We start from the raw sequence: 10,402 nt of genomic DNA on the forward strand, positions 1-10,402 counted from the left end.
TTTAGCCTGACTGGCGGAGAACAGCCATCTGACTCACTGATGTTATGACGTTGGTAGCGGGTTCTGTTATCCACTCCCCGCAAGGATTACCTGTGATGCAAAAATTAAAATCGCCGCCTGCCTGGTATCGTTATGATGCGGCTGGCGTAATAAAAAGAATGCAGAGTCATGAATCGGGGCTTTCCGCAGAAGAGGCGCAGAAACGTCTGGTCGGCCTCGGCCCCAATACGCTGCCGCCGCGCAGGCGTCGGTGCCCGCTGATGCGCCTGCTGACCGCGCCAATCTGCGTTCTGCTGTTGGCTTCGGTGTTAACCGCCGTTACCGAACATTGGCTGGATACCGGCGTCATCCTTGTCGTTATTCTGCTTAACCTGCTGGCTAACTGGCTACAGCAAAACGCCACGCAAAGCTCGCCAAATCTTGCAGACGGCTTTCCCGATCGCGCAAGCGTCAGGCGCGAGGGTAATATTCTGCAGGTGGATACCCGCAGCCTGGTGCCGGGCGACATCATTATGCTGGGCGCGGGCGATAAAGTCCCTGCCGATCTTCGCCTGATCGAGGCGCAGAATCTGCGGGTGGATGAAAGCATGTTAACGGGAGAAGCAACCGCCGTTGCCAAACAAACGGCCGCGACCGAAGGCGAACGGCCTGCGGAAGCCCGCAGCAATATGCTTTTTTGCGGCTCCACGCTGGTTTCAGGCTGCGCCACCGGTATTGCGGTAGCCACCGGAGCAAAAACGCAGCTGGGTCGCATCGAGGCGGCCCTGTGCTCTGTCAGACCGCGCCGGACGCCGCAGCTAAGATCGTTCGACAGGCTCGGCAACGGCTTCTGGCTGCTGATGGTCACGCTGATCGCTTTTCTGTTCTTCTATGCGCTGCTGCGGCACAGCCTGCCGATGCAGGGACTGATGCAGACGCTGGCCGGTCTGGCGGTTGCCGCCGTGCCGGCAGGGCTGCCGATGATTATCGTGCTGGCGCTGGCGTTGAGCATATGGCGCCTGAGGAAAATGAATATTGCCGTCCGCCATCTCTCCACGGCGGAAACGCTGGGCGCGCTGAGCGTCGTCTGCTGCGATAAAACCCACTCGCTGACGATGAACGAAATGACGGTCAGGGCGCTGATCCTGCACGAAGAAACGATCCGCGTAGAGGGCAACGGCTACCAGCCGACAGGCCGCTTTTTACAGGACAAAGACTGTAGCGTCATAGCGCCAGCCGTACACGCCCGGCTCCGCGACCTGCTAAGAAATATGGATCTGTGCAGCGACAGCACGCTGCTAAAAGATGAGGGAAAAAACTGGCGCATCACCGGCGAGCCGACGCAGGCCGCGCTTAAGATGGCGGCTGCCAAAGCGCACCTGCCTGAACGGGCGGCGCTGCTGCTGGATAAGCTGCCGTTTGATGAGCTCAGAAAGTATCAGGCAACGCGCCATCTGGTTGACGGCGAAAGCTATATTCTGGCGCTCGGCGAGCCGGAAGCGCTGCTGCGGATATGCGACTTCCAGCAGACCGGACAGGGTCTGGAAGCGCTGGATGTTGCCTGGTGGCAGCAGCAAATAGCGCACCACGCTGCAGAAGGCCTGCACCTTATTGCCAGCGCCTGTCGTCCGGCCGATAAAACCCAGGCCGCGCTTTGCCACGACGATTTGCAAAACGGCCTGGTTTTCTGCGGCATAGCGGCCATGATAGATCCACCGCGTCCTGAAGCAGCCAGAGCGATTGCCGACTGCCAGCGTGCCGGGATCCGGGTAAAAATGCTGGCCGACGACCCTGTGGCAACGGCGCTGGCCATTGGTCGAATGACAGGCATTGGCGGCAGCCATAGCGAGTTGACCGGCCGCCAGCTGGAGCGAATGAGCGATATCGAGCTGGCCCGGGTGGTGGATCGCTATGACATCTTTGTGGGCATGACGCCCGCGCACAGGCAACGGCTGGTCGCCGCGCTGCAAAGCCAGGGCGAAGTGGTCGGCATCACCGGCAACGGCGCTCAGGATATCCCCGCGCTCAAACAGGCCGATGTCGGAATAGCGACACAGGCTGCAAACGGCAGCGCGACAAAAGCGATCGCCGATCTCGTGCTGCCCGATAATCATTTCGCCGCGCTTATCAGCGCCGTACAGGAAGGCCAGCGCCTTCGTGACGGCCTGAAAAAAGCGGGACGCTTTATGCTGCCAATCTGCCTGGCGCAGACGCTGCTGTTTATCGCTGCCCTGCTGGCAGGAAAATTTATTCCGATCGCGCCTCTTCAGGTTTTATGGATAAATGTCGCGGCGTCGGTCACGCTTGCCGTTAGCCTTATCAGCGGAAAAACAGCGTCCACGCCTGTCTGTTTCCGGCCGCGCGAAGCGAGCCGGTCGGCACAAGGCTGCCGGTTCTGGCACCTCGGCTTTACAGGCGTAACCATTATGCTGAGCGCTTTCGTAACCGAGCTGTGGCTGCAATCACGCGGCTACGAACCAAAATTTATTCACGCCGTGCTGCTGCAAACGCTGATCGTGGCGCAGTGGGTCTGGCTGCTGAACTGCCGCGAACCGGCGCGATCTTCGCTCAATACCGGCCTGCTGAAAGATTATGGTTTCTGGCTGGCGAGCGCTCTGCTCGCGCTGTTGCAGCTGGCTCTGTTCGGCCTGCCGGTGATGCAAAGCCTGTTTGCCACCGTGCCGCTGCCGCAGGAAATCCGGCTGCTTACGCTGGCCGTCGGCGCGCTGCTGTTTGCCGTATTCGAGCTGGAAAAAATGCTGACGCGGCGCCGACAGCAGTCCGCCATCAAACAGTGGCATCCGGCAGAATAATAGCGCACGGCCTGGGCGCCGCTCGCTGCGGCCCCTGGTGCTGTACGTTCCCGCACGGCCGGCTTCCTTATCGCCCCTTTTTTGTTCATTCGCTGCCCAAATAACGTGCACCCTCGCCTGATTATTTATTTAAATAGTTAATAATCAGCAAGTTACCCGTATGGCACGGCTTTTGCTCTGTTTATTCCATCTTGTATACCAGATGGAATTCAACCTATGGCTTTCACCGGTTTTACCCTGAATGACTGGCGGCGTTACCATCAGCAGCAGCCGCAGGAGCTGTTCGCTACCCTTTCCTCTTTGCTGGCGGAGCTGAGCCTGGAAGATAACGCCTGGCTTTATCTTGCCACCCCTTCTCAGCTGCGGGCGCAGACGGAACCGCTGCTGGCGGCCTGGCAGAAGGATCCGCAGTCGCTGCCGCTGTTCGGCGTGCCCTTTGCGGTGAAAGACAATATCGACGTGGCGGGCTGGCCGACCACCGCCGCCTGCCCTGCTTTCGCTCACGAAGCCGCAACCGATGCCGTTGCGGTCGCCAGGCTGAAGGCGGCGGGCGCCGTGGTCATCGGCAAAACCAATCTCGATCAGTTCGCTACCGGCCTGGTCGGCACACGGTCGCCCTATGGCGCGGTGAAAAACAGCTTTAATGCGGATTACGTCAGCGGCGGCTCCAGCTCCGGTTCGGCTTCCGTGACGGCTCGTGGCCTGGTCTGCTTTGCGCTGGGCACCGATACCGCTGGCTCAGGGCGCGTCCCGGCCGGCTTTAACAATATCGTCGGCCTGAAGCCGACCAAAGGCTGGCTGTCGGCCACCGGCGTGCTGCCAGCCTGCCGCCTGAACGATACGCTTTCCGTGTTTGCGCTGACGGTGGAAGATGCTTTCCAGGTCGCGACCTGTGCGGGCGGCTATGACGCCAGCGACGCCTATTCACGCGACAATCCGGCGCTGGCGCCCGCCGCCCTGCCTGCCGCGCCGCGCCTGGCTGTTCCTTCTCATCCCACCTTTTTTGACGATGCACAGGCCGAAGCCGCCTGGGAAAAAGCGCTGGCCGCGCTGCAGGCGTGCGGCGCCACGCTGCATCCTGTCGATTTTGCGCCGTTTCACCAGCTGGCCGAACAGCTTTACTCGGGGCCCTGGGTAGCCGAACGTACCGCGGCCGTCGGCGAGATACTGCACCATCCGGAACAGATGGATGCGACCGTGTACGGCATTATCGCCAGCGGCCAGCACTACAGCGCGGTTGACGCTTATCAGGCGGAATACCTGCGCGCGGAGCTGAGCCGTCAGATCCAGCAGACGCTTGCCCAGTTTGACGCGCTGGTGGTGCCAACGTCGCCGACCATCCACACGCTGGAAGAGATGCGGCAGGAGCCGGTGCGCTATAACTCGCAGTTTGGCACCTATACCAACTTTACTAACCTGGCCGATCTCTCGGCGCTCGCCCTGCCAGGGCCATTCCGTGAGGACGGGCTGCCCGCCGGGATCACGCTGATTGCGCCCGCGTGGCACGATCGCGCGCTGGCGACCTTTGGACAGCGCTGGCAGCAGAGCCTGGCGCTCGACCTGGGCGCGACCGGAAAAGCCTGCGCCGCGCCGTCCGCTTTGCCCGCTTCGCCACACCACGTTCGTGTCGCGGTCGTTGGCGCGCACCTGACTGGAATGCCGTTGAATCATCAGTTAACCCGCCGCAATGCGGTGCTGGTGGAAGAAACCCGCACCGCCGACGCCTATCGCCTTTATGCGTTGGCCAACACCCAGCCGCCCAAGCCGGGGCTGGCGAAAGCGACCGGCGGCAAAGCCATTACCGTCGAGCTGTGGGACATTCCGTTGGCGCGCTTTGGCGAATTCGTAGCGGAAATCCCTGCGCCGCTCGGCATCGGCACGCTGACGCTGGAGGATGGTCGTCAGGTAAAAGGCTTTATTTGCGAACCGGCGGCGCTGGCCGACGCCCGGGACATCACCGAGTTTGGCGGCTGGCGCAACTGGCTGGCGCGCAAGGAGGCTTCCCATGTTTAATACCGTTCTTGTCGCCAACCGGGGCGAAATCGCCTGCCGCGCCCTGCGCACGCTGAAAAAGCTGGGCATTACCGGCGTGGCGGTCTATTCCGACGCGGATAAAAACGCGCAGCATGTCAAAGAGGCGGATATCGCCATCGCGCTGGGCGGCGAAAAAGCCGCCGACAGCTATCTGCGTATCGACAGGATCCTGGCAGCGGCGCAGCAGAGCGGCGCCCAGGCGATCTGGCCCGGCTACGGTTTTCTTTCCGAAAGCCTGCCGTTTGCGGCGGCCTGTGAAGCTGCGAACATCGTTTTCGTCGGCCCCACGGCGCAGCAAATCGGCGAATTCGGCCTCAAGCACCGCGCCCGCGAGCTGGCCGCCGAGGCTGGCGTGCCGATGACGCCGGGCACGCCGCTGCTGAACTCGCTGGCGGAAGCCTTAACCGCCGCGGACGCCATCGGCTATCCGGTGATGCTGAAAAGTACTGCGGGCGGCGGCGGCATCGGCTTAACCCGCTGCGGCGACGCACAGGCGCTACGCGACGCCTGGGAAAGCGTCCGCCGCCTGGGCGAGCAGTTCTTCAGCGATGCGGGCGTCTTTCTGGAACGCTGCATCGATCGTGCGCGCCACGTGGAAGTACAGATTTTTGGCGACGGCAAAGGCAAAGTCGTCGCCCTGGGCGAACGCGACTGCTCGCTACAGCGCCGTAATCAGAAAGTGGTGGAAGAGACGCCCGCGCCCAATCTGCCGGAAGCAACGCGTCGCGCCCTGTTGGAATCAGCTGTCCGGCTGGGTGAGCGCGTCAACTATCGCAGCGCGGGCACGGTGGAATATATCTACGACGCGCAGCGCGACGAATTCTTCTTTCTGGAAGTGAATACCCGTTTACAGGTCGAACATCCGGTCACTGAATGCGTAACCGGGCTGGATCTGGTCGAGTGCATGTTGCAGGTGGCGGCGGGCGTGGAGCCGGACTGGGCGCGTATGGCGCAGGCGCCGCAGGGCGCGGCGATTGAAGTGCGGCTCTATGCCGAAGATCCGGTGAAAAACTTTCAGCCCAGTCCGGGCGTGCTGACGGACGTCTGCTTTCCGGAAGGGGTGCGCGTGGACAGCGGCGTGACGACGGGTTCAGAAGTTTCCGCCTTTTACGATCCGATGATTGCCAAGCTGATCGTTCACGCGGAAAACCGCGAGGCGGCGCTGGCAAAAATGCGCGAGGCGCTGAATGAAACGCGGCTGCACGGCATCGCCACCAATCTCGACTATCTGCGTCAGGTTATCGCCACCGACGAGTTCCGCAGCGGCCAGGTGTGGACGCGCCAGCTGGACAGCTTTACGCCTGTGGCCCACGTCATTGAAGTGATCCAACCCGGCACCTGGAGCAGCATTCAGGATTACCCTGGCCGTCCCGGCTACTGGGACATCGGCGTGCCGCCGTCCGGCCCGATGGACGACTTCGCTTTTCGGCTGGCGAACCGCATCGTTGGCAACGCAGAAGAAGCGGCGGGCCTGGAGTTTACCCTGCAAGGCCCGACGCTGCGCTTCCACACCGACGCCGTGATCGCCTTAACCGGCGCGGATTGCCCGGCGACGCTGGACGACGCGCCGGTTGGCTACTGGCAGCCGGTGACGGTCAAAGCCGGACAGACGCTGACGCTGGGCCGCGCGCAGACGGGCTGCCGCACCTACCTGGCGGTACGCAACGGTTTTGACGTGCCGGACTATCTCGGCAGCCGTTCGACCTTTGCCCTTGGCCAGTTTGGCGGCCATGCCGGACGCACGCTGCGCGTGGCTGATATGCTGCCCGTTTCGCAGCCGCAGCTTGCCGCCTGTACCACGCCAGCGCCGGTCGGCGAGCCGCAGGCCGTTGACGCCGCGCTGATCCCCACCTACGGCGACGAATGGCGCATCGGCGTGCTCTATGGCCCGCACGGCGCGCCGGACTTTTTTACCCAGCGATCCATTGATGAGTTCTTCGCGCAGTCGTGGCAGGTTCACTACAACTCCAACCGGCTTGGCGTGCGGCTGGCTGGGCCAAAACCGGACTGGGCGCGCCCCAACGGCGGCGAAGCGGGCCTGCATCCTTCTAACGTGCACGACTGTGAATACGCTATCGGCGCGGTGAATTTTACCGGCGACTTTCCGGTGATCCTGACGCGCGATGGGCCAAGCCTCGGCGGCTTCGTCTGTCCTGTGACCATCGCCAAAGCGGAGCTGTGGAAAGTCGGTCAGGTCAAGCCGGGCGACCGCATCCGTTTCCATCCGATTAGTTTTGACGAGGCGCTGGCGCTGGAGAAAGCGCAGGAGGCGCGGATTAACACGCTACATAACATAACCACGCCCGCCTTTGCCGTGCCGTCGCTGGCGGAAACCGCGCACGGTTCGGGCACTATCCTGGCCGCGCTTGAAGCCACAACCAGCACGCCAGCCGCCGTTTATCGGCAGGCGGGCGATAACTATATTCTGCTGGAGTATGGCGACAACGTGCTGGATCTGGCGCTGCGGCTGCGAGTTCATCTGCTGATGATTGCCCTGCGCGAAACCGGCCAGCCGGGCATGGAGGAGCTGTCGCCGGGCGTGCGCTCGCTGCAAATCCGCTACGACAGCCGCATCCTCAGCCAGAAACAGCTGCTGGCGCTGCTGCTGCGCGTGGAGAAAGAGCTGGGCGACGTCAGCCAGCTGCGGGTGCCTTCCCGCATCGTGCATCTGCCGATGGCCTTTGAGGACAGCGCCACGCTGGGCGCCGTCGAACGCTACAAAGAAACGGTGCGCGCCAGCGCGCCGTGGCTGCCGAACAACGTTGATTTTATTCAACGCATCAACGGGCTACCGACGCGCGAGGCGGTGCGCCAGACGCTGTTCGACGCCAGCTACCTGATCCTGGGGCTGGGCGATGTCTATCTGGGCGCGCCCTGCGCCGTGCCGGTGGATCCGCGTCATCGCCTGCTCAGCTCCAAATATAACCCGGCCCGCACTTTTACCGCCGAAGGCACCGTCGGCATCGGCGGCATGTATATGTGCATCTACGGCATGGATTCCCCCGGCGGCTATCAGCTGGTGGGCCGTACGCTGCCGATCTGGAACAAATTCCTGAAAAACGACCAGTTTGCGGCGAATGAACCCTGGCTGCTGCGCTTCTTCGACCAGGTGCGTTTCTATCCGGTCAGCGAGACGGAGCTGGACAGGCTGCGGGAAGACTTCCGCGAAGGCCGGGGCCGCATCGCCATCGAAGAAACCTTCTTTGATTTTGCCGAACATACGCGCTTTTTACAGGAAAACGCCGCCGATATCGCCGATTTCCGCCAGCGCCAGGCCAGCGCCTTCGAAACCGAGGTCGCGCTGTGGGCGCAGGAAGAGGAAGGCGCGCCGCTGACCAGCGAGGAGACGCTGCTGCCGCAGGAAGAGGAGGATGGCCTGCTGGTCAGTGCCGATCTCAACGGCAATATCTGGAAAGTGCTGGTGCAGCCGGGCGACGAAGTGGTGGTCGGCCAGCCGCTGATCGTGGTGGAGGCGATGAAGATGGAGCTGACCGTCAACGCGCCGCAGGCGGGCCGCGTCAGGCGTATCGGCTGCCAGCCGGGTCGGCCGGTCAGGCCGGGTGACGCGCTGCTGTGGCTGGAATAAGGCGCGGCGCGATGCAGACACCAAAGCCTCGTCCCCTGCCGCTGGCGGACAAAATCTATCAGACGCTGAAAAACGATATTTTCGATTTCCGCCTGATGCCCGGCGATCGCTTCAGCGAAAACGAGATCGCCGGACGGATGGCGGTGAGCCGCACGCCGGTGCGCCAGGCGCTGTTTCGGCTGGCGCGCGAAGGCTATGTCGAGGTCGAATTCCGCAGCGGCTGGCAGGTATGCGAGTTCGACTTTACCCGTTTTGAGGAGCTGTACGATCTGCGCATCGTGCTGGAGTGCGAAGCCGTTAAGCGCCTGTGCGCGATGCCGCTGGCGCAGACCGGCGAGCGGCTGGCCGCGCTGCGGCGCTTCTGGCTGGAGGCGCCGCAGCTGGCCGACGGTAAAGCGGTGTCGCTGCATGACGAAGCGTTTCATATGGCGATAGTGGCGGCGGCGGGCAACGGCGAAATGGCCGCTATCCATGCCGAGCTGACCGAGAAAATCCGCATTATCCGCCGCCTCGATTTTACCCGTGAGGACAGGATTGCCGCGACTTATCAGGAACACGCACAGATTTTGCTGGCGGTACTTCAGCAGCAAAGCGAAGCGGCCCGGCGCATCCTGACGGCGCATATTGCCGTCAGCAAGGCCGAGGTCAGAAAAATAACGCTGCATCGGTTGCAGCAGGCCAGAACTTTACCCGATCCACTTAACTCTTGAGGTTCACCGGATGAAAAGACGTTCGTTATTAAAAGCTTTTGTGCTTTCGGCTTCGGTCATCGCGATGGGCGCGGCATGGAGCGCGCAGGCGGCGGAGACGATCAAAGTCGGCATCCTCTCGTCGCTGTCCGGCACAATGGCGATTTCCGAAACGCCGCTGAAGGACGTGGCGCTGATGACCATCGACGAAATCAATGCCAAAGGCGGCGTGCTGGGTAAAAAGCTCCAGCCGGTGGTGGTCGATCCGGCGTCCAACTGGCCGCTGTTTGCCGAAAAAGCACGCCAGCTGCTGTCGCAGGACAAAGCCGCCGTGGTCTTCGGCTGCTGGACCTCCGTTTCCCGCAAGTCGGTGCTGCCGGTATTTGAAGAGCTGAACGGCCTGCTGTTTTATCCGGTGCAGTACGAGGGCGAAGAGATGTCGCCGAACGTCTTCTACACCGGCGCGGCGCCGAACCAGCAGGCGATCCCGGCGGTGGAGTATCTGATGAGCGAAGACGGCGGCGGCGCGAAACGCTTTTTCCTGCTCGGCACCGACTATGTCTATCCCCGCACCACCAATAAAATCCTGCGCGCTTTCCTGCACGTCAAGGGCGTGAAGGACAGCGATATAGAGGAGGTCTATACGCCGTTTGGCTACAGCGATTACCAGACCATCGTCGCCAACATTAAAAAGTTCTCTGCGGGCGGAAAAACGGCGGTGATCTCCACCATCAACGGCGACTCTAACGTGCCTTTCTATAAAGAGCTGGCGAATCAGGGCATTAAAGCCACCGACGTGCCGGTAGTGGCGTTCTCGGTTGGCGAAGAGGAGCTGCGCGGCATTGATACCAAACCGCTGGTCGGCAACCTGGCCGCCTGGAACTACTTCCAGTCGGTGGACAATCCGGTCAATAAAAAGTTTGTCGCGGACTATCGCGCTTACGCCAAAGCGCACAATCTGCCGAACGCCGCGACCGCCGTCACCAACGATCCGATGGAGGCCACCTACGTAGGTATTCATATGTGGGCGCAGGCGGTCGAGAAAGCGGGAACCACCGATGTGGACAAGGTGCGGGAAGCGATGGCGAATCAAACCTTTAACGCGCCGGACGGCTTTACGCTGACCATGGATGCCACCAACCACCATCTGCACAAGCCGGTGATGATTGGCGAGATTGAAGAGAACGGCCAGTTCAACGTGGTGTGGCAGACCGACAAGCCGGTGCGCGCGCAGCCGTGGAGCCCTTATCTTCCCGGCAACGATAAAAAGTCCGATCGGCCGGTAAAAACAGCGCAGTAAC

General features: G+C 61.9%; 5 protein-coding genes. All 5 read left to right on the top strand.

Annotated elements, in window-relative coordinates:
• The first annotated feature begins 95 nt into the window (after nucleotides 1–95).
• The 5 genes from ACMGEE_RS20430 to urtA all read left to right on the top strand — a co-directional run bounded on the left by ACMGEE_RS20430 (nucleotide 96) and on the right by urtA (nucleotide 10,401).
• A complete protein-coding gene (locus ACMGEE_RS20430) occupies nucleotides 96–2,792 on the top strand; it encodes a P-type ATPase actuator domain-containing protein (protein WP_436830554.1) in 2,697 nt (898 codons plus the stop codon).
• Between the two features lie 216 nt (nucleotides 2,793–3,008).
• Nucleotides 3,009–4,805, top strand: a complete 1,797-nt coding sequence (gene atzF, locus ACMGEE_RS20435) for an allophanate hydrolase (protein ID WP_253455405.1) — start codon at nucleotides 3,009–3,011, stop codon at nucleotides 4,803–4,805.
• Entirely contained in the window at nucleotides 4,798–8,412 is a 3,615-nt protein-coding gene (uca, locus tag ACMGEE_RS20440) for an urea carboxylase (protein ID WP_436830555.1), read from the top strand. Before atzF ends, uca begins: the two co-directional genes overlap by 8 nt.
• An 11-nt stretch (nucleotides 8,413–8,423) precedes the next feature.
• Nucleotides 8,424–9,122: a GntR family transcriptional regulator gene (locus tag ACMGEE_RS20445; RefSeq protein ID WP_253455409.1), complete on the top strand. Its 699-nt coding sequence runs from the start codon at nucleotides 8,424–8,426 to the stop codon at nucleotides 9,120–9,122.
• Nucleotides 9,123–9,132: 10 nt separating this feature from the next.
• On the top strand, nucleotides 9,133–10,401 hold the full coding sequence (urtA, locus tag ACMGEE_RS20450; RefSeq protein WP_370734739.1) for an urea ABC transporter substrate-binding protein: 1,269 nt from the start codon (nucleotides 9,133–9,135) through the stop codon (nucleotides 10,399–10,401).
• Nucleotide 10,402 lies beyond the last annotated feature (1 nt).

The sequence above is a fragment of the Erwinia artemisiae genome (genome assembly GCF_051400835.1).
Classification (GTDB): Bacteria; Pseudomonadota; Gammaproteobacteria; order Enterobacterales; family Enterobacteriaceae; genus Erwinia; species Erwinia aeris.

Excerpts from the sequence above, each read along its gene's own strand:
- ACMGEE_RS20430 (WP_436830554.1), top strand. The coding sequence starts at position 96 with ATGCAAAAATTAAAATCGCCGCCTGCCTGGTATCGTTATGATGCGGCT.
- atzF (WP_253455405.1), top strand. The coding sequence starts at position 3,009 with ATGGCTTTCACCGGTTTTACCCTGAATGACTGGCGGCGTTACCATCAG.
- uca (WP_436830555.1), top strand. The coding sequence starts at position 4,798 with ATGTTTAATACCGTTCTTGTCGCCAACCGGGGCGAAATCGCCTGCCGC.
- ACMGEE_RS20445 (WP_253455409.1), top strand. The coding sequence starts at position 8,424 with ATGCAGACACCAAAGCCTCGTCCCCTGCCGCTGGCGGACAAAATCTAT.
- urtA (WP_370734739.1), top strand. The coding sequence starts at position 9,133 with ATGAAAAGACGTTCGTTATTAAAAGCTTTTGTGCTTTCGGCTTCGGTC.